The following is a 20,836-nucleotide window of genomic DNA, read 5'->3' as shown; positions in this document are numbered from 1 at the left end:
AACGTCGGGCGCTCCCCGGATCATCCGTAGCGGAATCCGCGGAAATGCGGGCGAAGGCACCCCGCTTGATACGGGTGGGGGTATCTGTGATCTACTGGAGCCAGATACCCCAGGGGGTATAAATCGAAGCGAGACGCGGCCCGGTGGTCGCGCGGAAGGAGGGCACGATGGTTGCCATCGTCCCGATCGACACGCCGTCACTCGGCGACCGCTCCTACTTGGCCCACGACGGCGAGGTTGCCCTCGTCGTCGACCCGCAACGCGACGTCGACCGCGTCCTCGCGGTGGCGGAGCGCGAAGGGGTGTGCATCACGCATGTCTTCGAGACGCACATCCACAACGACTACGTCACCGGGGGCCGGGCGCTCGCGAACGAGACCGGCGCTACGTACCACGTCAACGCGGACGACGAGGTCTCGTTCGAGCGCGTCGGTGTGCGTGACGATGATGTCGTCACCGTCGGCAGCATGAGCGTCACCGTCCTCGCGACACCAGGCCACACCTTCACCCACCTGTCGTACGCCCTCGCCGGCGACGAGGGCACGATCGGCGTCTTCTCCGGCGGATCGCTGACGTTCGGCTCGACCGGGCGCCCCGACCTGCTCGGCGAGGAGAACACCGACGCACTCGTCCACCACCAGTACGACTCCGTCCAGCGCCTCGCCTCCGAACTGCCCGACGAGGCGCAGGTGCTTCCGACACACGGTTTCGGCAGCTTCTGTTCCGCGACGCAGTCCGACGCCGATTCCTCGACCATCGGCACCGAGAAGCGCACCAACCCGGCCCTGACGAAGAGCGAGGACGAGTGGGTCGAGGAGATCCTCGAGGGCCTGTCCGAGTGGCCCGCGTACTACGCGCACATGGGGCCGGCGAACGCCGACGCTCCGCAGGACGCCCCTGATCTCACCCTGCCCGCCACCGTCGACAAGGATGAGATCCGTGCCTCCCTCGAAGCCGGGGAGTGGGTCGTCGACCTGCGCAATCGCGAGGCGTACGCCAAGGGGCACGTCGGCCGCACGGTCAACTTCGGCGTCGACGGCCAGTTCGCCACCTACCTCGGCTGGATCATGCCCTGGGGGGCCTCGCTCACACTGCTCGGGGACAGCCCCGAGCAGGTCGCCGAAGCGCAGCGCGAACTCGTGCGCATCGGCATCGAGCGCCTCCGGGGGCAGGCCACGGGCGCTCCGCAGGCGTGGACCGACGAGGCGCTCCAGTCGTTCGAGCGCGCCACGTTCGCCGACCTCGCTCAGGTGCGCCACCACCGCGAAGTGACCGTCCTCGACGTGCGACGCGCCGACGAGTTCGGCCCGTCCCACATCGACGGCGCCGTAAACGTGCCGCTTCACGACGTGCTCGAGCGCCTCGACGAGATTCCTTCCGGCGAACTGTGGGTGCACTGCGCAGGTGGCTACCGCGCCTCGATCGCGTCCTCCCTCCTCGCAGCTGCGGGCCACCACGTGGTGGCCGTCGATGACAGCTTCGCGAATGCAGCCGAGACGGGCCTGAGCCTGGTGGCAGGCTGATCCTCGTGCTCATCGCTCTTGTCGCTGGGGTGGTCGTCGGGCTTCTCATCGGTGGCCTCGGCGGAGGTGGCGCCGTCCTCACCGTCCCGGTGCTCGTGTACACGGTGGGCAAGGATCCGCACGAGGCGACGACGGCGTCGCTCGTCATCGTCGCTGTGAGCTCCCTCGTCGGTCTCGTGCCGCACCATCGTCGCGGCGCCGTGCAGTGGGGCCAGGGCGTGACGATCGGTGTGCTGGGCGTCGGCGGCGCCTACCTCGGCACCCGCGCAGCGGCCGGGGTGGACGGCAACCTCCTGCTCGCGATGTTCGCCGGCTTGCTCGTCGTCGTCGCGGCACTCATGATCCGCAAGGCGCTCGTGGGTTCCGCAGACGTCGAGGGTCGGCCACGCGACGTGCTTCACTCCGACGACGAGGGCAGGCGTGACGTCGGCGGAATCGTGAAGCTCGTCGTGACGGCGACCGGGGTAGGGTTGCTCACCGGCTTCTTCGGCGTCGGTGGTGGATTCGTCATCGTCCCGGCTCTGACTCTGGTTCTCGGCTACGGCATGCCGTTTGCCGTCGCTACGTCGCTGCTCGTCGTCACGATCAACAGCGTCAGTTCGTTTCTCTTCCACTCCTCCGGTGGGAGCGTCATCGATTGGTCGATCGTGACGCCCTTCCTCGCCATGGCCGTCGCGGGTGCGCTCGTCGGTGGCCGACTCATGACGAAGATCCCGAAACGCACCCTGCAACTCGGGTTCGCGTCCTTACTTCTGCTCGTCTCGTTCTACACGGCGTGGCGCAGCATCCCTCACCTGTTCTGATCAACCTCTCGAAGGAGAACCCCCATGACCATCACGCCCCGTATCGACGCCGCCGGCCTCGCCTCGGCGAACTCGGACGACCTGCTCCTGCTCGACGTGCGAACGCCTGCCGAGTACGGAACCGCCCACATCCCCGGCTCGATCAACGTGCCGGTCGATCTGCTCGACGCGAACGCCGCCGTCATCGGTGGTCGTATCGACAGGGACGCCGTGCTCATTTGCCGCGCCGGGCCGCGCGCCGAGCGCGCTCAGCGAGCACTCGCCGGTGTCGGTGTCACCCGCACGTCGGTGCTCGAGGGTGGCTTCGAGGCGTGGCGTGACGCCGGCCAGGACGTCGAGTACGGCGAGGCACGCTGGGATCTCGAGCGGCAGGTGCGCCTCGTGGCGGGTTCCCTCGTCGCCACGGGTGTGCTGGCGAGCACGCTCGTGCCGAAGGCGAAATGGCTCTCGGGCGCGGTCGGCGGGGGTCTCGTCTTCGCGGCCCTGTCGAACACCTGCGCCATGGGCAACCTGTTGTCGAAGCTGCCCTACAACCAGGGTGCCGGCGCGCCGTCGGTGCGCCAGGTGACGGCTCAGCTGCGTTGAGGGCGGGCCCCTCGCTCGTCCCGCTACCGTGTGGCGCATGAGTGACGCGCCCTCCGGACTGACCCGTGTTGCCGTCGTCGGCGGCGGAATCGCGGGCCTGACGTTGGCCGCGGCGCTCGACCCGGCGCGCTTCGACGTCACCCTCGTCGAGGCCCAACCCGAGCGGACGACGGGTGCCGCGCTCGGCCTGTGGCCCGGCGCTCGCCGCACGCTCGCGCGCCTCGGTGTCGCACTTCCCGCGCCGACGAAGGCCGACCACGGCGGCCTCTACCGCCTCGACGGCGCCCGCGTCGCGACGGTCCGCGGCCCGGATCTCGCCATGGTGATGCGCCCGGCCCTCATGGAGGCGCTCGCTGCGGCTGTGCCCGGAAGCGTTCGTCGCGTGATGGCCGAGGTCACCGATCCGAGCACCCTCGACGCCGACCTCGTCGTCGGCGCTGACGGCGTGCGCTCGCGGGTGCGTGGCCTCGTCCAGCCCGGCGCGGCCGAGCGTCGTGAGACGCCCTACGTCACGTTGCGTGGCATCGTGCCCGCCGGCGCTGCGGCCGACAGGTTGCGGCCACTGGTCGGTGAGTACTGGGGCGCCGGAACGCTGTTCGGGCTCGCGCCGGTCGGGGATGCGCTCTACTGGTTCACCGGACACGTGAGCGACCTCGGCCCGGAGCCGCTCGACGTGACGACCGTGGTCGCCGAGGCGCGCGAGCGCTTCGCCGCGGCTGCCCCGCATCTGCGGGAGGTGCTCGACGCCGCGGGCGATGACACACTCGCGACCCGCCTGTGGGTCACGCCGCCGATGCATCGCTACGTCTCCGGGCGTTACGTCGTCATCGGCGACGCCGCCCACGCCGCTCCGCCGAACCTCGGACGCGGTGCGAGTGACGCCGCCCTCGATGCGGCCTCCCTCGCGCGCATCCTCAACACCAATCGGTCGCTCGCAGCGTGGCAAGCGCGCCGACTGCCCGTCACCCAGGTCGCCCGCACGGTGGCCGGGTGGGGAATGCGGGTTGCCCTGTCGCCCACCCGCGATCTCCTGTGGCGGCGGATCGGCACGAAGTAGGCACCTGATCCCGTCGTGTGCCCCAGGGATGTTTCACGTGGAACCACACACCCCTGCGGGTTGAATCTCATTTGAACTGAATGATTCTCGACCGACCCACTGCTCCCCCTCGTGAGAAGTGAGATCACTTCACGAAGGGAGATCCAGACCTACCGCATCGAGAACCCCGCCACCGGCGTCTTCGAGAAGGAGTTCGACTCCACCTCCGACGCCGACGTGCGCGCAGCCGTCGAACGTGCCCACGCAGCTTTCGACACTTGGCGTCGCGAATCGGCTCAGACGCGCGCCGACGCCATGAAGCGCGTCGCCGATGCCTACGACGAGCGAGCTGACGAACTGGCGCGCACCATCGCGACGGAGATGGGCAAGCCCCTCACAGAAGCCAAGGGCGAGGTCGAGCTGGCCGGCTCGATCTTCCGTTGGTACGGCGAGCACGGCCCCGCCCTGCTCGAGGAGGAGAAGCTCGACATCGGTGACGAGGCGTCGTCCGTCGTCGTGACCGACCCGATCGGTGTGCTCATGGGCGTCATGCCCTGGAACTTCCCGCACTACCAGGTGGCCCGCTTCGCGGCGCCGAACCTCATGCTGGGCAACACGATTCTGCTCAAGCACGCGTCGATCTGCGGCTCGTCCGCTGTGTTCATCGAGGAGATCCTCCACGCTGCCGGGGTACCCGAGGACGCGTACATCAACCTCTTCGTCAGCAACGACCAGGTGACGAGCATCATCGAGGACTCGCGGGTGCGCGGCGTCTCCCTCACCGGGAGCGAGGGCGCCGGAATCGCCGTCGCGGAAACGGCGGCGAAGAACCTCAAGATGAGCGTGCTCGAACTCGGCGGGTCGGACCCGCTCATCGTCCTCGACGACGTGGACGTCGCAGCGACGGCCGAGGCGGTCGCCAAGGCGCGGATGAGCAACGCCGGGCAGGCGTGCAACTCGCCGAAGCGAATCTTCGTGCCGCAGGCCATGTTCGCCGAGTTCACCGACGTCGTCGTCACGACGGTCGGGGAGCTCAAGGTCGGCGACCCGCTCGACCAAGCCACCGAGATGGGCCCGCTGTCGTCGATCGAGGCGCGTGACGGCGTCGTCGAGCAGGTGCGCAAGGCCGTCTCCGAGGGCGCGACGCTGCGTGCCGGCGGTGATGCGCTCGACAAGGACGGCGCATGGATGGCGCCGACCGTGATCACCGGCGTCACGAGCGAGATGGACGCGTACGCCGAGGAGATCTTCGGCCCGGTCGCGATGATCTTCCCGTACAGCTCCGTCGACGAAGCCGTGCGCGTGGCCAACGACTCGTCGTTCGGCCTGTCCGGCTCCGTCTGGGCCAAGGATGTCGAGAAGGCTGAAGAGATCGCTCGGCGCCTCGAGGTCGGCATGACCTACGTCAACGAACACGGCACGACAAAGGCCGGTCTGCCCTTCGGCGGCGTGCGCCGCTCCGGGTACGGGCGCGAGCTCGGACGGTGGGGATTCACGGAATTCGCCAACCCGAAGCTCGTCCGAGTCGCCTCCTGATCGAGGGTTCTTCGACGCGCCGGTCGCCGGCGGGGAGACTGGTGGCATGACTGCTGACACGCTCCTCATCGGCGCCGGTGACCTCGGCACCGAGATCGGCCTTCGTCTCGCTGCGGCCGGGCGCTGCGTCGTCGCCGTCCGACGACGGGCAGCACTCGTGCCCGCTCCGCTCGTCGGTGTGGCGGGCGACGTTTCGGACGGACTGCCTGATCTGCCCGCCTTCGACGGTGCTGGTGACGGTCCACGCCTCCTCGTCATCTGCCTCACCGCGGGCGGCCGAAGTGAAGAGCGGTACCGTGCCACCTTCCTCGACGGTGTCGACGCCGTTCTGCGTGACGTCGCAGCACGCGGCTGGGCGCCGGAGCGGGCCCTGTTCGTCTCGTCGACCGGCGCGATGGGGCATGCGCAGAACGGCGACGCGTGGGTCGACGAAACCTCGTCCGACGCGGCGGACACCCCCACGGGCCGCGTGCTCGCCGAGGCCGAGCAGAACTTCCTCGGGGGCCTGCCGGTGGGAACGCGGGGTATCGTCGTGCGCCCCAGCGGTCTCTACGGACCGGGACGCGAGTGGTTCATCGACCAGGTGCGTGCCGGCAACCTCGCCGACCCCGACCGCATGACGAACCGCATCCACCGCGACGACGCCGCGGCGGCCGTCGTCCACCTGCTCACGATGAGCGCCGAAGCCGACGGGCTGTACCTGCTCACCGACGACGCACCTGCTCCGGCGCGCGAGGTTGCGACGTTTCTCGCCCGCGAACTCGGCGTCGACACCGAGCCCTTCACGGCGCACGAGGGCGCGGCGCGTCCCTCGGCCACCCGGCGGCTGAGCAACGCGCGCCTGCGTGGAACGGGTTTCACCCTCACCTACCCGACGTTCCGCGAGGGCTACGCGAGCATCCTCGCCGGTGAGGGCGAGCGTCATCCCTGACTGATCGCCAACGTGCAGGTTGTGCGTGAAATATCGCGCACAACCTGACCTTTCCCGAATCACCGGGGCGCTCCGCGAAATTCAGGTGACGTGTGCTCGGTTCGCGCCGGATGGTTCCCCCTCATCCGAGGCAGCTGACGGTGTGGATCAGAAGACGCGTCGACGCGTTCCACCGATCGGCACGAGGTTGAGGATGAGGCCCACGACGATGAGGACGAGGCCGATGGTCCACAGGATCGACATCTTCGCGATGAGGCCGATGATGAGCAGGATGAGCCCGAGGGTGATCATGGCTGAAACCTTTCCAAAAAACGGATATCAGCATGACGTTACGCGGTTGACGTAATAGTCACCTACACCTATAAGGGTGCTTATTTGCGGGGGCGCTTCTTGCGTAACAGAGCGGCACTGAACAGCATCGTGGCGCCAAGGGTCGCTCCGAGAAGAACCCCCATGAGCACGACGCGGTTGAACATACCGATGGGGGTGGGCGCGCCCAGGAAGTACCACGTTGCCCGTGGTGAAGTAGATGTACGTCTTGCACGCGATGGCGAAGAGGATCCACGGGGAGGCCAGGATTCCGGTGGCGGCCAGCACCGAGGCGCCTGCGTTGCGCAGGGTCTCCTCGACGCGCACGACCGGGGTGGTCGATGCGCGTCGCTGGGCCAGCTGGGTCTTCATCAACGCAGAATAATAAGACACCGTCTGGTTTCCTACTTTTCACGTCCCTAAGTTCGAGTTATGTGAGTTCCACTCAGTGGAGAAATCGTGAGTCGGACGACCGTCTCTTAATTTGTCGGGCCGACGTCAGACGACGGAAATTCGTCGGCCTAAGCTGCGCGCGCCCTCACTGCACGACGTCGAACTCCGCGAGCCGGATGCCATTGGAGTACGCCTCGGTGTTGCGAAGGCGTAGATCCGTTCGACCGATCCCTTCGGCCCACAGCCGTTTACCCGAACCGAGGACGACGGGGAACTCGAGCAGCGTGAACCCGTCGACGAGCCCGGCAGCCAACAGGCTCTGAACGGGGGCCGCCGAACCGTGGACGAGGATCGGGCCGCCGTCGGCCTCCTTGAGCTTTGCGACCTCGTCAAGCGAACGCAGCACGTGGCAGTCGGCCCAGTCGATGTCGGTGACGGCCGCATCGTCCAACGTCCGCGAGACGACGTACTTCGGCATGGCGTTGTACGTGGCGAAGTCGTCCATCGTCGGCCAGACGGGGGCGAACTCCTCGAATGTCACGCGGCCCAGGAGCAGCGCAGAGGCCTCCTCCTGTTCGCGACCCTTGACGGCGTAGGCCTCCGGGACGAACTCGATGTCCTTGAACGTCCAGCCCGCGTGCTCGTACTCACCGCCGCCGGGGGAGTCGACGACGCCGTCGAGGCTGATGAATTCGGTGACGACGACGGGGCGCATGGGGTTCCTCTCGGGCGGGGCGCTCGGCTCCGCCCAAGGCTGCCACGCGCCCGCAAACGCGAAAGGGCAGTGCCATAGGCTGAACGTATGAGCCTCGGGCCGACGACGACGGTGCGCCTTCTGCGCAGCCTGCTCGTTGCCGCCCTCACGGCCTGTAGCGCCGGCATCGCCCACATCGTCGGGGGCGCCCACGAAGCGCCCGTCGGGCTGCTCGTCCTTCTCGCCGCCGTCGGCACGCCGATCATGTTCACGCTGAGCAGGCGCCGCTGGAGCTTCGCCCAGATCGTCGTCGTCATGGGCCTCGCGCAGGTTCTGCTGCACGCCGTCATGACGATGTCGATGCCGGCCGGGCACCATGTGCAACCGCAACTTGTCGAGGCCGACGAGGGCTGGACGCAGATGGCGGCCGCTCACATCGTCGCCACCGTGCTCTTCTCGCTGTGTCTCGCGTACGGCGAACGCGCACTCGCGTGGACACTGCGCCGCGTCCTGCCGCACCTCGTCGTCCCGGCCTGGGGCCACTTCGTCGTCCGCCAGACGGCTTTCGACGCCGTCCGAGTGCCTCGTCCGACGTTTGTGCGCAGCCCTCGCGCCTCCCGCGCGCCGCCTGCGGTTTTCGTTCTCTCGCACTGATTCCCACCCCACGCGCCCTCACCGGGACGCGCTACCTGCGCACCCCGAGTGATCGCGGCGCCGCCGCCTGCGCGCGGCACGAGAAACGAAAGACCTCACCATGATTCGCTCCACCCTGCCCACCGTTCGCCGAGTCGCCGCCACCGCGCTCATCGCCGCGCTCGCCTTCACGGCCGCAGCCTGTTCGAAGGACGACAATGCGTCGTCGAAGAGCCGCCAGAGCACGTCGTCCACTTCGTCGAAGGTGACGATGGCGACCTCCCTCAAAGCCTCAGACGGTTGGGCCAAGGCAGCCGAAAGCGGCATGAGCGCCGCTTTCGGCACCTGGAAGAACACGGGTAACGAGCCCGTCGTCATCACCGGCGCGAGCGGCGACGCCGGGCCCGTCCAACTCCACGTCACGACGAAGACCGCGAACGGCATGGAGATGAAGCAGACGTCGAACTTCACGCTGGCGCCCGGTGGCACCTTGAAGCTCGCCCCTGGTGGCAACCACCTCATGTTCATGAAGCTGAGCAAGGCGCTCGCGGCTGGCGACGAGCAGCAGCTCACCGTCACCTTCAAGGACGGTTCGAGCACGAAGCTGACGTTCCCCGTGCGGGCCTACGACGGCGCCAAGGAGAAGTACTCCGACGCCGGGTCGGGTGACGCGTCGCCGTCGTCCGGTGAATCGGGCACGTCAGAAATGCCCGGCATGACGCACGCGTCGTCGCACTGATCCCACTCGTCCCGACACGGCCGGGCGCGAGGCTTCACGCCCCGCGCCCGGTCCGGAGGAACCCATGGAGAACTTCTTCGCCGGCCCCTGCCCGGTGACGAGCGACGACGCAACGCCGGCAGTTCGTCCCACGCGACGAGGCGTTGTCGCCGGCGCGCTCTCCGGCCTCGGCGCCCTGGCGCTCACCGGTTGCGAGGCGCAGTCTCGCGGCTCGTCGTCGGCGTCGAACTCGGCCCAACGCGCCAGCTGGACGGTGGCCTCCGGGCCGCCGCGTCAGAGCGGGGTCACGACGAAGCCCGGCACGCACGCGCACTGGGTCGGGCTCGACCTACCGGACGACGCGACGAGGGACGAACTGCGTCGCGCCCTCGTCGTCCTCGACGACGCGGCGGCGCGCTTCGTCAAGGGCGCGTCACCCCTGCCCGACGTTGCCCACGAACTGGCTCCACGAGCCGGGGACGTGGCGATAGCCGTCGGCCTCGGCCCCCGCGTCTTCGACCTCTACGGCATGCGGGCCGAGGCTCCCGCGTGGCTGAAGCCCATTCCGTCCATGACGATCGACGACTTCGAGAAGCCGTGGAAGCAAACGGATCTCGTCGTCCAGGTCGACACCGACAACCCGGTCACGGTGAGTCACGTCGTCGGCCAGCTCGTCAGCGCACTCAAGGGCACGGCAACCCCGCGTTGGCAGCAACGGGGGTTCGCCGCTGGAGCTCGCCCGAGCGACGGCGGGGTGACGCGAAACCTCTTCGGTCAGCTCGACGGCATGGAGCAGCCGAACGTCGCGGGCACCGAGGCGGGCCGCGTGTGGAACGCGGCCCAGCCCGGCGCGTCCTGGATGGAGGGGACGACCGGCATGGTCATCCGCCGCATCCGCATGGACGTCGACGTGTGGCAGTCGCTCGACCGCACGGCTCAGGAGAACGCGATCGGCAGGCGCCTGACGAACGGCGCTCCGCTCACGGGGACGAAGGCCACCGATCCGATCGACCCCGAGAAGACCGACGAGCTCGGCCTCACCGTCATCAACCCTGCGGCGCACGTGCCGCGGGCGATGCCGAAGAAGACGGGCGAGCGGATCCTGCGGCGTCCGTACAGCTACGAGGTCGCGCGTGACGACGGCACGAGTGATCGCGGGCTCGTGTTCGTCGCGTTCTGCGCCGACGTGGTCAGACAGTTCGTCCCCATCCAGCAACGGTTGGCCGAAGCCGACCTGCTCAACACCTGGACGACACCGATCGGCTCGGGGGTCTACCTCCTGCCTGCGGCGCCACGTCCGGGCCGCTATCTCGGTCAGGACATCGTCGAGGCCTGACGGCGCGCTTCCCGCCCACCCGCGTGGGCGGGAAGTTCCCCGTATGCCGGGAGCACGGGACGCGCTGGGCCGCTTTCGCGCGCCGGCGGTGAGCGTCACACGTGCAAGCGGTTGACGCTATCGGTGGCTGGTACTTGACTGATCAGAGCTTTCAGGGTTTTTCCACGCCCCGCCAAGCGCGGGTGCGGCCCGTCGATGCCGAGGAGTACGTATGAAGCTGGCAGAGCAGATCGTCGAGCAGTTGCAGGCCGCAGGTGTGCGCCGCATCTACGGAATCGTCGGCGACAGCCTCAACCCGATCGTCGACGCGGTGCGCCGCACCGGCGGCGCGGCGCGGGGTGGTATCGACTGGATCCACGTGCGTCACGAGGAGGCTGCGGCCTTCGCCGCCAGCGCGGACGCGCAGGTGACAGGTGAACTCGCCGTGTGCGCGGGCTCGTGCGGCCCGGGCAACCTGCACCTCATCAACGGTCTCTACGACGCCAACCGTTCCGGCGCTCCGGTGCTCGCCATCGCGAGCCACATCCCGAGCGCCCAGATCGGTCAGGGCTACTTCCAGGAGACCCACCCCGACCGCCTCTTCACCGAGTGCAGCGTCTACTCCGAACTCGTGAGCACGCCGACGCAGAGCCCGCGCGTCGTGCAGGCCGCCATCCAGCACGCCGTGACGATCGGCGGCGTCGCCGTCGTCACGCTGCCCGGTGACATCGCCGACGAAGGGGCCACGGCCGACATCACGCCCGTCGCCATCCCGACGAAGGGCGTCATCACGCCGAACGACGACGTCGTGCGTCAGCTCGCCAGCGAGATCAACCGTGCCGAGACGGTCGCCATCTTCGGAGGCGCCGGCGTCGAGGGTGCGCACGACGAGCTCATCGCGCTTGCCGAGAAGATCAAGGCGCCGGTCGGTCACTCGCTGCGCGGCAAGGACTTCGTCCAGTACGACAACCCGTTCGACGTCGGCATGACGGGCCTGCTCGGCTACGGCGCGGCTGCCGAGGGCATCGAGGACGCCGACCTCATGATCATGCTCGGCACCGACTTCCCCTACGACCAGTTCCTGCCCGACATCCGCACCGTGCAGATCGATACGCGCCCCGAGAACCTCGGTCGCCGCACCGCCGTCGACCTGCCGGTCCACGGTGACGTCAAGGCGACGCTCGCGACCGTGCTGCCGCTCGTCGAGGAGAAGAAGAACTCCAAGTTCCTCGACAAGATGCTGAAGAAGCACAGCAAGCTGATGGACAAGGCCGTCGGGGCGTACACGCGCAAGGTCGAGAAGCAGAAGCCGATCCACCCCGAGTACGCCGCGTCGGTGCTCGACGGCATGCTCGCGGACGACGCGATCGTCACGGCCGACACCGGCATGTGCAACGTGTGGTCGGCGCGCTACCTCAACCCGACGGGCAAGAGCCGCCTCATCGGTTCGTTCCTCCACGGCTCGATGGCGAACGCGCTGCCGCAGGCCATCGGCGCCCAGTTCGCCTACCCCGAGCGTCAGGTCGTCTCGATGTCGGGTGACGGCGGCCTGTCGATGCTCCTCGGCGACATGCTGACGGCGCGCACCTACGACCTGCCGCTCACGGTGGCGCTGTTCAACAACTCGACGCTCGGCATGGTCAAGCTCGAGATGCTCGTCGACAAGCTCCCCGACTTCGGCGTCGACGTGCCCGGAACGAACTACGCCGCCATCGCCGAGGCCATGGGATGGCACGCCGTGCGCGTCGAGGACCCGAAGGATCTCGAGGCCGCCTACGCCGAGGCGCTCGCGTACAAGGGCCCGAGCCTCGTCGACATCGTCACGGACCCGATGGCGCTGTCGATCCCGCCGAAGATCACGAGCGACCAGGTGTTCGGTTTCGCGACGGCGATGAGCAAGATCGTCCTCAACGGTGGTGCCGGCGAGGCCGTCGCCATGGGACGATCGAACCTCCGCAACATTCCGCGAAGCTGGTGACGAACGTCTGAGTCGGTCGCCGGAGCAGGAGTTTTGGGGAGTGTTACTACAGGTGTAGTGTTGGCTCGTTCCGTTCTTTGAGGAGTCTTCTCGTGTCCCAACCCGCGCCGGCGTCCGCCCACGACGACCACAAGCAGTTCATCCGCACGATGGTGCCGCGCATGATCATCCTGGCGATCATGTGCGTCGTCGTGCAGGCCCTCATGGGCCTGTCCTACATGGGTGCGTTCGGCAAGCCGGACCCGAAGAACGCGCCGTTCCTCGTCGTCAGCCACCACGAGGGCAACGCGGGCTACATCGCGAACAAGCTCAACGCCGTCGAAGGCGACCCCGTGCGTGCCACGATCACCACGGACGAGAAGGCCGCCCTGCAGCAGGTGCGCGAGGGCAAGGTCGTCGGCGTCTACGTCTTCAACCCCTCGAAGACGGAGAAGAACCCGACGGACCACCTCTACTACGCCTCCGCGCAGGGCGCCTCGCGGGCTCAGGTTGCGCAGACGGTGGGCCAGAACGTCGCCAAGAACGCCGAACGTGGCCTGAAGACGCACGACATCGTCAAGGCGGCGCCTGACGACACCCGTGGCACCGCCGCGTTCTACCTCGTCCTCGCGTGGCTGGTGGGCGCCTACCTCCTGCCCTCGGCCATGACGACGGCCGTCGGCACCCGTGCGCGCTCGGCCCTTGGCGCGCGATTGCGTCTCGGCCTCTTTGCCGCCTACGCGATCGTCTCCGGCATCGTCGGCACGGCCATTGCGCAGTACGGCCTCGACGCACTGCGCGGCGACTTCTGGCCCATCGCCCTCATGGGTGCGGCGCTCGTCTTCGCCGTGAGTACCTTCACCTACGGCCTCACCTCGATGTTCGGCACCGTCGGCATCGGCCTGTCGATCCTCATCTTCGTCATCCTCGGAAACCCCTCGGCCGGTGGTGCGTTCGCCTACGACGTGCTGCCCGAGCCCTGGCGCACGGTCGGCCCGTACCTGCCCAACGGCGCGGGAGTCGACGCGGTGCGCTCCCTGTCCTACTTCGGGGGCGTCGACCTCGAACGCCCGCTGTGGGTCGTGCTGGCCTGGGCCGTCGCCGGTCTGTGGATGATCTGGATGGTCGGCAACAACACCTACCGCTTCTCGCCGCAGGGCGTCAGCGAGATCGAGGACGACTCGGTGGGTGTCGTTGGCGAGTTCGTCGAACACCACCTGCCGTCGCACAGTGAGGCCGATGCGAGCGAGGCGCGCGAGCCGGCTGAGAAGGACGCTGGCGATGCCGACACCGCTGACGACACGGACGTTGACGCCGACTCCGACGCGGGTGACCACCCGGCGCCACGAGGGCGCCACGCGGCGCCGGAGCCGGACGAATCGCCGCGCCACGACGGCTGACACGCCTGGTGTGAGCAACGCGGCCGCAGCTCCGATGAATTTCGCTCCACCGTGGGGGAACTGAGAAACTGGCGGGTATGATGACCGTCCTCGCCGTCCAGCCCTCCGAGCGTGTCGAAGGTGGACCCACCTCCGGCATCGCCGGCTTTGCCGTCGACCTCATGGAGAGCATCGGCGGCGTGGGGGCAGGGCTGCTCGTTGCCGCAGAGAACCTCTTCCCGCCGATTCCCAGCGAGGCGATCCTGCCGATCGCGGGTTTCGCCGCGGCCCAGGGTGTCATCACCCTGTGGGGAGCCATCCTCTGGACGACGGCGGGCTCCGTCATCGGTGCACTTGCCCTGTTCTGGCTGGGCCGAGCCATCGGCCGCGAGAAGCTCGTTCGCATCCTGGATCGCATGCCGCTCATGAAGGTCGAGGATCTCGAACGCACTGAGCGCTGGTTTGCCCGCCACGGCGACAAGGCCGTGTTCCTCGGGCGCATGGTGCCCGTGTTCCGTTCGCTCATCAGCGTTCCCGCAGGATTCACCGGCATGGCCGTGTGGAAGTTCACCGTCCTGACGACGTTGGGCAGCCTCCTGTGGAACACCGCCTTCGTCCTCGCCGGCTATGTCCTGGGGGCCAACTGGCCCGTCATCGAGCCGTACGTCGGGGTGGCGGAGAAGGTGGTCATCGGGCTGGTCGTCGTGGCACTCGTGTACTTCGTTCAGCACCGTCTGAGGCAGCGTCCGAGCGCGTCCTCCTGACGATAGGTTTTTAATTCCGTACCGTCTGTGGGCGATTTTCCCAACAAGTGCATAAAGAGACTTTTCAACGAAAATTATTGCCGGGCAACGCTATTCGCGCATTTGCGTGGGGTTGCTTCTCTTAAATAGATGCCATGCACACCCATCATGCGCACGATCGATCTATGAACGACATCATGATCGAGTTGGGGCTCGACGTCGGGGGCGAATCGGACGTCGAGTGTGCACAGGAGAGCCTGCGGTTCGCCGGCCGCACCGCAGATGGAGTGGAATCGTCGTCGCCGATGACCCCCGCGCCCCGTGTCGTGCTGGCCACTGCAGAATCGATGCCGTAGGGGGCGGCGCAGCTGGCGCGCGACATCGTGGGGGCGATGTTGCCGGCGCGCCTCGACGTCTGTGGCATCCTCGCGCTCGGTGACGGGCCCGAGGTCTCCCTATCCGGAATCGGCCGAGGCCGTGGGTCGCCTGCGTGCTGCCGTGCCGGGCCTGCACCGGGCCGTGTGGTTGCCGCACGTCACCGTCGCGCACCAGGTGCCGCGTCGCAAGGTGCCCCAGGCGATGGCCGAGCTGGGCGGAATCCCCGGTTCGTTCTTCGCCACGCAGCTGCGCTACGTCGACACGCGCGCACATGAAGCGCAGACGCTGGTGGGCGTCTCATCCTCCGTCCTGTGAATCGGTGACGCGGCGGGGTCGCCTCTAGGGTCGACACCCATGAGTGACCCTGCCGCGCCCTTCTCCGACCTCGTCTCCGGTGACCGCGAACTCCTGCTGTTCGCCATGACGCCACCGCGGCGCACGACGAGCGACGAGCGGGTTCAGGAGATCGCCGACGCAGCTCTCTCGCGCCTCGAGCAACTCGACGTCGACGGACTCATCCTTTACGACCTCGACGACGAGTCCGACCGTGCGGGCGACGAGCGCCCGTTCCCCTACCTCGAGACGATGGACCCTGCGGCTTTTCTCGCCGGGCCCCTGTCCGCGTGGCAGGGCAACGCGATCGTCTACCGCTGCGTCGGCAAGTACGAGGAGCAGGAACTCGCCGCGTTCCTCGACGAGCGTGCGCCCGGTGACGCCACCGTCTTCGTCGGGGCGAGTTCGACGGACAAGCCGGTGCGCACCACCCTCCCGCGCGCCATCGAGGTGCACGCCGAGGCCGAGCGCGACGTGCTGCTCGGCGGCGTCGTCATCCCCGAGCGCCACGCGCGCACGCAGGACGAGCACGAGCGTCTGCTGCGCAAGCAGGACGGTGGCGTGGGCTTCTTCGTCAGTCAGGTCGTCTACGACACGGGCGAGGCGAAGGACATGATCTCCGACTACGTCTATGCGTGTGAGGAGCGTGGCGTCGCGCCGGCGCGCGTCGTGTTCACCCTGTCGCTGTGCGGTTCGGAGAAGACGCTCGACTTCCTCCAGTGGCTCGGAGTCGACGTGCCGCGCTGGGTGCAGAACGAACTGCGCCGCAGTCACGACACGCTCGAGGCGTCGTACGAACACTGCATCGCGGCCGCGCACGAACTGGCGCGCTTCTGCCGGTATCTCGGGTTGCCGTTCGGCTTCAACGTCGAGAGCGTCTCGACTCGCAGGGTGGAGATCGAGGCCACGGTGCAGCTTGCGCAGGATGTCGCGCGCATTCTCGATCGGGGTCCGCAGGCCGGACCGGAGTGCAGTGTGTCCGAGGCTTCGCCGCGCTCGGCGTTCGCGCGGACCGGAACGCGCTGACGCCGCGCGGTCGACGCCACGAGACGGACGAGCGACCTTTTTCGAGTTTCGGGAAGGGGCCCAATCGGGCCATCGGGCTGGCTACTGTGACGTAAACCACACCCCGAACGAAGGACCCGCCATGCGACCCTCCCGTTTCACCGCCGCACTCGGTCTATCCTGTGCCGCCTCCCTCGGCCTCGGCGTCACCACGACCGCCACCGCCTCTTCCGCCTCCGCGGCGACGGGCGACTTCTACACGCCCCCGGCTGCTGTTCCGGCTCAGCCGGGCACCCTCATGAAGTCGGAGAAGTTCTTCACCGGCCTCAACATGTGGGGCAACACGACCCGCATCATGTACTCCTCCAAGGACGACAACGGGCAGCCCACGGCCGTCACGGGCGCCTACATCGAGCCGTGGGCCGCGTGGAAGGGCCCGGGTCCGCGCCCGGTCGTCGTCTACGGCGTCGGCACGATCGGCCAGGGCGACCAGTGCGCGCCGTCGCGGATGATGGCGAGCTCCATCAACCTCTCGACGCCCGGGTCGCTCGGGGTGAACTACGAGACGCAGGGTATGAACAACCTGCTCGCCAAGGGCGTCGCCGTCGTCGTCACCGACTACATCGGGCTCGGTACGCCGGGCCGCCCGCACACGTACATGAACCGTGACGACCAGGCGCACGCCATGCTCGACGCCGCGCGCGTCGCGAGCAAGGTGCCCGGCGCCACCGTGAAGGCGAACTCCAAGGTCGCGACGTACGGCTACTCCCAGGGCGGCGGCGCCTCGGCCGCTGCCGTCGAGGCCGCGCCGACGTACGCCCCGGATCTCGACGTCGCGGCCGCCTACGTGGGAGCCCCGCCGGCCGACCTCCAGAAGGTGCTCGCCGGTGTCGACGGCAGCCCGATCGCGGGCGTCATCGGCTACTTCATCAACGGGGCGGCCAGCTCGAGCGCGGCCGTCAAGGCGTTCGCCGACGAGAGCGTCAACGCCACGGGCAAGACGATGCTCTCGCGCACGTCGGGTCAGTGCACGGTCGACACCGTCGTGTCCTACGGCTACCGCAAGACGAGCGACTTCACGGCCACCGGTGAGCCCATCGCGGCCGTCATAGCGCGCAGCGAGGAAGTCACCGGGTTCGTGCGCGCGCAGCGCACCGGCACGATGAAGCCGACGGCGGCCGTGCGCGTCGCCACGGGCGTCGCGGACGACGTCGTCCCGCACGCTCAGTCGAAGCAGCTCGCACTCGACTGGTGTGGCAAGGGCGCGAACGTGACGTACGCGCCGATTCCGGGCCTCTCGCTCGGGCCGAAGTCGCTTCTCAACCACGCCAACCCGATGCTGGCCGACCAGCTCACCGCGCGTGACTGGGTCGTGCAGCGACTCTCCGGAGCGCCCGCGACGGGCAACTGCTCCACCGCGGCGGGCCTCAAGTAGCTCGTCCGGACGCATGAAGGCGCCCACCCGTGAAGTCGACGGGTGGGCGCCTTCGTGCGCGCGGAGCGTCAGGCCTGTTCGACCCGGGCGCGGTGGATGAGCGCACCCGACCCGAGCCCGATGACGAGGCCCGCGAAGAACGCACCCATCGCTGGGTACTTGACGAAAACGACAGGCGACAGCGCGACGAGCACGAGGCAGGCAGCGGCCACAGCTGCCGGCGGGATGCGCAGCAGCGCGCGGAAGGCGACGAAGCCGACCACGTTGCCGATGAGCCAGCCGACGACCGGGTCGATGAGCCAGCTCGGCTCGGGCAGGAGGCCCTTTTCCGGCTGGAAAATCCACAGGAGGAGGACGAGGACGCCGAGAGCGACGAGGTCGATGGCGATCCAGGCGGCGGCAGAGAAGGTGATGTCGCCGTCGACGCGGCGACGGTCGGTGTGGTTGGTCATGGCGGTTCCTCTCAGAAAGGGGTCTCCATCACTGTGCCCACGCGCCGTGAACATGCGTGCGGCACTGCGGCGAATGGAGACGAAACAGTTACCTGACAGTAATTTCCCGAGGTTATGATCAGCGACCGGTCCGCATGCGGAACAGGACGAAGCAGATGAGCGCCAGGACGATGGCGACGACCGCGGCGAGTGAACCTCCGGACAGCTTGGCCAGCGCGATACCCAGGGTCACCCCGGCGAGGCCGAGCAGGAAGACGCGCAGGCGCGGAGAGTTGCTCATTCCACCAGGGTAGACGCCGCGCGGGCGTCCGCGCGGCGGCGAAGGCCGCGGCGGATCGTGAAGCGCAGGGCTCGGGCGGCGCTCGTGCCGAAGACGAGGCCGAGGGCGATGGCGAGCACGACGCTCGTCGCGTTCATCGCCGTCGGCCACGACTCGCGCGGATCGATGCCGAGCTGGGTCACCGTCACGAGGCCCAACGAGCCGGGAACGAGGAGCCAGAAGCTGGGCAGGAAGAGCACCATGCGCGACATCGTCGGGCGGGCCAGGGCAATGACCCAGGCGCTGAAGCTCGCGACGAAGGCCCCTGCGAGCGCGCCGCCCCAGGCCGGGGCGTCGACCCAGTTCTGCACCGACCACTGCGTCACGTACGTCGAGGCGGTGACGAACAGGACTCCGGGCGCGAGGCGGCGCGGCACCGACTCCATGAAGCAGATGCCGAGGGTGAGCAGGAAGAGGCCGACGAAGCCCGCGAGCGGGCCGATCTCGTCGACGCGCCCGTTGGCGAAGGCCTCCGGGGGCACGTCGAGAAGGATGCTCGCGCCGGCGACACCGGCCGCGAACATGACGAGCTGGGTCGTGCCGTAGGCGAGGCGTGAGGCGCCGGAGACCATGGCCCCGGCGACGAGTTCCGACAAGCCCGTGACCAGCAGGGCACCCGGCAACAGGACGGCCACGGGCGGCAACATCGTCCGCAGCGGGCTCGTGATGAAGCCCGCTTGGAACGCGGCGAAGGCCGCCGCGGCGACGAGGAATCCGGCGAAGAGCGGCAGGAGGGCGCTCGGTACGAGGCGTCGCCCGGTGAGGCGGATGAGGGCGATCGTGATGGGGCTCGCGACAGCTGCGAACAGCACGCTCGGCCACGTCGGTTGGAGGATGCCGGCAATGCCCGCCGCCACGGTGAACCCACCGAGGTACATGCCGGTGACGGGGAAACGGGCACGCTGCGCGCGCAGGCCCTTGAGAGCGTCGAGCGCGGCGGTCGGCGTCAGGGCGCCCGTCTCGAGACCGTGCTGGATGGCCGCGACGCGTGCCGTCTGGTCGAGTCGGAGCGAGCCTTCGACCGACTCGAACGTCGCCGCGGCGCCGTGGCCGAGGCTGAGCGTCACGCCGTCCGGGGTGGCGTTGATCTGCGCACCGGGGAGACCGATCGCGCGGGCTGCGCGCACGACGTCCTCGGTGGCCTCGTGGGCGCCGGCGCCGCCGGCCATGTGCGCGGCTGCGAGGTAGACGAGCAGCTGACGCGTCTGGGCGTCAGTGAGGGCGTCGGGGCTCGCAGTCACCGGACGATGGTACGCGGGTCTTCACGTGCCGAGCCGCCCCTCGCGTTCGTGGTGACGTTCGTTGCGGTTGGTGACGTTGCACCGTCACCAACCGCAGCAAACGTCACCAGCTAGGAGCGGGGCTCGAGCAGTCTGGCGGCGTTGTCGTGGAGAACGCCGCGCATCCAGTCGTCACCGAGGTCGAGGCGCGCCAGGGCGTCGAGCTGGTGGATGTAGGGGTAAGGGATGTTGGGGAAGTCGCTGCCCAGCACCACCTTGTCGCCGATGTCGACGAGGCGCGGCAGATACTCGCGCGGGTACGGCGTGAGCGATTCGGTGAAGTCGGTGAACGCCATCGTCGTGTCGAGGTGGACGCGTTCGAAGCGTTCGGCGAGGTCGAGAAAGCGCCCGTACTCGGAGTTGCCCATGTGGGCGATGAGGAGCGTCAGCGCGGGGTGGCGCTCAAGAAGGGATTCGACGCGGTCAGGACCCGTGAACTCACCTGGCATCGGGCCGGAGCCGCAGTGGATGACGACGGGCGTGCCCTTCGCCTCGAGCTGTGCCCAGGCGTCGTCGAGGGTGGGATCGAGAGGGTCGTAGCCGCCGACCTGGATGTGCACCTTGAAGATCTGCGCACCCGCGTCGAGGGCCTCGGCGACGTAGGTGGGAGCCTCGGGTTCGGCGTAGAACGTGGCGCTCGGGATGGCCTCCGGCGTGTTCGCGGCGAACTCGCGCGACCAGGCGTTGAGCCATTCGGCCATGCCGGGCCGGTGCGGGTAATTGAGGGAGCTGAAGCGGGTGACGCCGAAGTCACGCAGGGTGGCAACGCGCTCGGCTTCGTCGGTGCGGTAGGTGATCGTCCACTCGCCCGCGGGGGTGTCGATGGCGTCGAAGTAGGCCCACACCTTGTCGAGCACGTTCTGCGGCATGAAGTGTGTGTGGACGTCGATGAGGCCCGGCAGCCCGAGACGCTCGGCGTACGCGCGGACCTGGGCAGCTTCGTCGTGTCGGCTCGGGTTCGTCACCACGCCAGGATGCCGCAGAGGGGCGGTGTCGGTGGGCGAACGCGGCCGTTCGTTCATTGCGCGCGCCGGGTGAACAGGCTGTAGAACGACAAAAGGGCCGGTGGCACGCGGTTA

22 protein-coding genes are annotated in these 20,836 nt (G+C 68.4%); 16 read left to right on the top strand and 6 right to left on the bottom strand.

Going from position 1 to position 20,836, the window contains the following annotated elements; all coding sequences use genetic code 11:
• The first annotated feature begins 167 nt into the window (after nt 1–167).
• The 6 genes from D1832_RS09085 (at nt 168) to D1832_RS09060 (ending at nt 6,414) form a co-directional block, all read left to right on the top strand.
• The gene (locus D1832_RS09085; RefSeq protein WP_118913616.1) at nt 168–1,523 is read left to right on the top strand and encodes an MBL fold metallo-hydrolase; all 1,356 of its coding nucleotides are present in this window, start codon (nt 168–170) and stop codon (nt 1,521–1,523) included.
• 5 nt (nt 1,524–1,528) lie between these two features.
• Nucleotides 1,529–2,326: a sulfite exporter TauE/SafE family protein gene (locus D1832_RS09080; RefSeq protein WP_118913583.1), complete on the top strand. Its 798-nt coding sequence runs from the start codon at nt 1,529–1,531 to the stop codon at nt 2,324–2,326.
• A gap of 24 nt (nt 2,327–2,350) precedes the next feature.
• A complete protein-coding gene (locus tag D1832_RS09075; protein ID WP_047310932.1) occupies nt 2,351–2,911 on the top strand; it encodes a rhodanese-like domain-containing protein in 561 nt (186 codons plus the stop codon).
• 37 nt (nt 2,912–2,948) lie between these two features.
• Nucleotides 2,949–3,968, top strand: coding sequence for an FAD-dependent oxidoreductase (locus D1832_RS09070; RefSeq protein WP_147362659.1), 1,020 nt, complete (start codon nt 2,949–2,951; stop codon nt 3,966–3,968).
• A gap of 141 nt (nt 3,969–4,109) precedes the next feature.
• Nucleotides 4,110–5,483 carry an NAD-dependent succinate-semialdehyde dehydrogenase gene (locus D1832_RS09065; RefSeq protein ID WP_118913615.1) on the top strand — a complete coding sequence of 458 codons (1,374 nt, stop codon included), beginning with the start codon at nt 4,110–4,112 and terminating at the stop codon, nt 5,481–5,483.
• 46 nt (nt 5,484–5,529) lie between these two features.
• Nucleotides 5,530–6,414, top strand: coding sequence for a Rossmann-fold NAD(P)-binding domain-containing protein (locus tag D1832_RS09060; RefSeq protein WP_118913581.1), 885 nt, complete (start codon nt 5,530–5,532; stop codon nt 6,412–6,414).
• 147 nt (nt 6,415–6,561) lie between these two features.
• Here the strand turns inward: D1832_RS09060 and D1832_RS15350 are convergent, their stop codons facing one another.
• The gene (locus D1832_RS15350) at nt 6,562–6,705 is read right to left on the bottom strand and encodes a hypothetical protein (RefSeq protein ID WP_182434735.1); all 144 of its coding nucleotides are present in this window, start codon (nt 6,703–6,705) and stop codon (nt 6,562–6,564) included.
• Nucleotides 6,706–7,261: 556 nt separating this feature from the next.
• Complete coding sequence (locus tag D1832_RS09055; RefSeq protein WP_118913580.1) at nt 7,262–7,831, bottom strand: dihydrofolate reductase family protein; 570 nt, start codon at nt 7,829–7,831, stop codon at nt 7,262–7,264.
• A gap of 87 nt (nt 7,832–7,918) precedes the next feature.
• Between D1832_RS09055 and D1832_RS09050 the strand changes: the two genes are divergently transcribed.
• The 10 genes from D1832_RS09050 (at nt 7,919) to D1832_RS09010 (ending at nt 17,706) form a co-directional block, all read left to right on the top strand.
• The gene (locus tag D1832_RS09050; protein ID WP_118913579.1) at nt 7,919–8,464 is read left to right on the top strand and encodes a hypothetical protein; all 546 of its coding nucleotides are present in this window, start codon (nt 7,919–7,921) and stop codon (nt 8,462–8,464) included.
• 100 nt (nt 8,465–8,564) lie between these two features.
• The gene (locus D1832_RS09045; protein WP_118913578.1) at nt 8,565–9,182 is read left to right on the top strand and encodes a copper chaperone PCu(A)C; all 618 of its coding nucleotides are present in this window, start codon (nt 8,565–8,567) and stop codon (nt 9,180–9,182) included.
• 64 nt (nt 9,183–9,246) lie between these two features.
• The gene (locus tag D1832_RS09040) at nt 9,247–10,497 is read left to right on the top strand and encodes a Dyp-type peroxidase (RefSeq protein ID WP_118913577.1); all 1,251 of its coding nucleotides are present in this window, start codon (nt 9,247–9,249) and stop codon (nt 10,495–10,497) included.
• Between the two features lie 211 nt (nt 10,498–10,708).
• The gene (locus tag D1832_RS09035; RefSeq protein ID WP_118913576.1) at nt 10,709–12,454 is read left to right on the top strand and encodes a pyruvate dehydrogenase; all 1,746 of its coding nucleotides are present in this window, start codon (nt 10,709–10,711) and stop codon (nt 12,452–12,454) included.
• Nucleotides 12,455–12,546: 92 nt separating this feature from the next.
• Complete coding sequence (locus D1832_RS09030) at nt 12,547–13,833, top strand: ABC transporter permease (RefSeq protein WP_118913575.1); 1,287 nt, start codon at nt 12,547–12,549, stop codon at nt 13,831–13,833.
• Between the two features lie 77 nt (nt 13,834–13,910).
• Complete coding sequence (locus tag D1832_RS09025; protein WP_241510952.1) at nt 13,911–14,576, top strand: DedA family protein; 666 nt, start codon at nt 13,911–13,913, stop codon at nt 14,574–14,576.
• A gap of 164 nt (nt 14,577–14,740) precedes the next feature.
• Complete coding sequence (locus D1832_RS15345) at nt 14,741–14,911, top strand: hypothetical protein (protein WP_182434734.1); 171 nt, start codon at nt 14,741–14,743, stop codon at nt 14,909–14,911.
• 79 nt (nt 14,912–14,990) lie between these two features.
• A complete protein-coding gene (locus tag D1832_RS09020; RefSeq protein ID WP_147362658.1) occupies nt 14,991–15,248 on the top strand; it encodes a hypothetical protein in 258 nt (85 codons plus the stop codon).
• 39 nt (nt 15,249–15,287) lie between these two features.
• Nucleotides 15,288–16,292: a 5,10-methylenetetrahydrofolate reductase gene (locus D1832_RS09015; protein WP_241510951.1), complete on the top strand. Its 1,005-nt coding sequence runs from the start codon at nt 15,288–15,290 to the stop codon at nt 16,290–16,292.
• A gap of 121 nt (nt 16,293–16,413) precedes the next feature.
• Nucleotides 16,414–17,706 carry a lipase family protein gene (locus D1832_RS09010; RefSeq protein WP_182434733.1) on the top strand — a complete coding sequence of 431 codons (1,293 nt, stop codon included), beginning with the start codon at nt 16,414–16,416 and terminating at the stop codon, nt 17,704–17,706.
• Nucleotides 17,707–17,774: 68 nt separating this feature from the next.
• Here the strand turns inward: D1832_RS09010 and D1832_RS09005 are convergent, their stop codons facing one another.
• The 4 genes from D1832_RS09005 to D1832_RS08995 all read right to left on the bottom strand — a co-directional run bounded on the left by D1832_RS09005 (nt 17,775) and on the right by D1832_RS08995 (nt 20,722).
• Complete coding sequence (locus tag D1832_RS09005) at nt 17,775–18,158, bottom strand: hypothetical protein (protein ID WP_118913572.1); 384 nt, start codon at nt 18,156–18,158, stop codon at nt 17,775–17,777.
• Between the two features lie 118 nt (nt 18,159–18,276).
• On the bottom strand, nt 18,277–18,438 hold the full coding sequence (locus D1832_RS15340; RefSeq protein ID WP_165357948.1) for a hypothetical protein: 162 nt from the start codon (nt 18,436–18,438) through the stop codon (nt 18,277–18,279).
• Nucleotides 18,435–19,718: a threonine/serine exporter family protein gene (locus D1832_RS09000; RefSeq protein WP_118913571.1), complete on the bottom strand. Its 1,284-nt coding sequence runs from the start codon at nt 19,716–19,718 to the stop codon at nt 18,435–18,437. The genes D1832_RS15340 and D1832_RS09000 overlap by 4 nt, the downstream gene beginning before the upstream one ends.
• 110 nt (nt 19,719–19,828) lie before the next feature.
• Nucleotides 19,829–20,722, bottom strand: a complete 894-nt coding sequence (locus D1832_RS08995; RefSeq protein WP_241510950.1) for an amidohydrolase family protein — start codon at nt 20,720–20,722, stop codon at nt 19,829–19,831.
• Nucleotides 20,723–20,836 lie beyond the last annotated feature (114 nt).

Source organism: Dermacoccus abyssi, assembly GCF_003515945.1.
Taxonomy (GTDB): domain Bacteria; phylum Actinomycetota; class Actinomycetes; order Actinomycetales; family Dermatophilaceae; genus Dermacoccus; species Dermacoccus abyssi.
Note: the sequence above shows the minus strand (reverse complement) of the source record. Positions and strands in the feature narration are given on the sequence as shown.

What these genes read in the sequence shown, in the direction of transcription:
- D1832_RS09035 (WP_118913576.1), top strand. Translation starts at nt 10,709, where the DNA reads ATGAAGCTGGCAGAGCAGATCGTCGAGCAGTTGCAGGCCGCAGGTGTG.
- D1832_RS09005 (WP_118913572.1), bottom strand. Translation starts at nt 18,158, where the DNA reads ATGACCAACCACACCGACCGTCGCCGCGTCGACGGCGACATCACCTTC.
- D1832_RS09075 (WP_047310932.1), top strand. Translation starts at nt 2,351, where the DNA reads ATGACCATCACGCCCCGTATCGACGCCGCCGGCCTCGCCTCGGCGAAC.
- D1832_RS09045 (WP_118913578.1), top strand. Translation starts at nt 8,565, where the DNA reads ATGATTCGCTCCACCCTGCCCACCGTTCGCCGAGTCGCCGCCACCGCG.
- D1832_RS09040 (WP_118913577.1), top strand. Translation starts at nt 9,247, where the DNA reads ATGGAGAACTTCTTCGCCGGCCCCTGCCCGGTGACGAGCGACGACGCA.
- D1832_RS15350 (WP_182434735.1), bottom strand. Translation starts at nt 6,705, where the DNA reads ATGATCACCCTCGGGCTCATCCTGCTCATCATCGGCCTCATCGCGAAG.
- D1832_RS09055 (WP_118913580.1), bottom strand. Translation starts at nt 7,831, where the DNA reads ATGCGCCCCGTCGTCGTCACCGAATTCATCAGCCTCGACGGCGTCGTC.
- D1832_RS09015 (WP_241510951.1), top strand. Translation starts at nt 15,288, where the DNA reads ATGAGTGACCCTGCCGCGCCCTTCTCCGACCTCGTCTCCGGTGACCGC.
- D1832_RS09085 (WP_118913616.1), top strand. Translation starts at nt 168, where the DNA reads ATGGTTGCCATCGTCCCGATCGACACGCCGTCACTCGGCGACCGCTCC.
- D1832_RS15340 (WP_165357948.1), bottom strand. Translation starts at nt 18,438, where the DNA reads ATGAGCAACTCTCCGCGCCTGCGCGTCTTCCTGCTCGGCCTCGCCGGG.
- D1832_RS09050 (WP_118913579.1), top strand. Translation starts at nt 7,919, where the DNA reads ATGAGCCTCGGGCCGACGACGACGGTGCGCCTTCTGCGCAGCCTGCTC.
- D1832_RS09070 (WP_147362659.1), top strand. Translation starts at nt 2,949, where the DNA reads ATGAGTGACGCGCCCTCCGGACTGACCCGTGTTGCCGTCGTCGGCGGC.
- D1832_RS09025 (WP_241510952.1), top strand. Translation starts at nt 13,911, where the DNA reads ATGATGACCGTCCTCGCCGTCCAGCCCTCCGAGCGTGTCGAAGGTGGA.
- D1832_RS09060 (WP_118913581.1), top strand. Translation starts at nt 5,530, where the DNA reads ATGACTGCTGACACGCTCCTCATCGGCGCCGGTGACCTCGGCACCGAG.
- D1832_RS09010 (WP_182434733.1), top strand. Translation starts at nt 16,414, where the DNA reads ATGCGACCCTCCCGTTTCACCGCCGCACTCGGTCTATCCTGTGCCGCC.
- D1832_RS15345 (WP_182434734.1), top strand. Translation starts at nt 14,741, where the DNA reads ATGAACGACATCATGATCGAGTTGGGGCTCGACGTCGGGGGCGAATCG.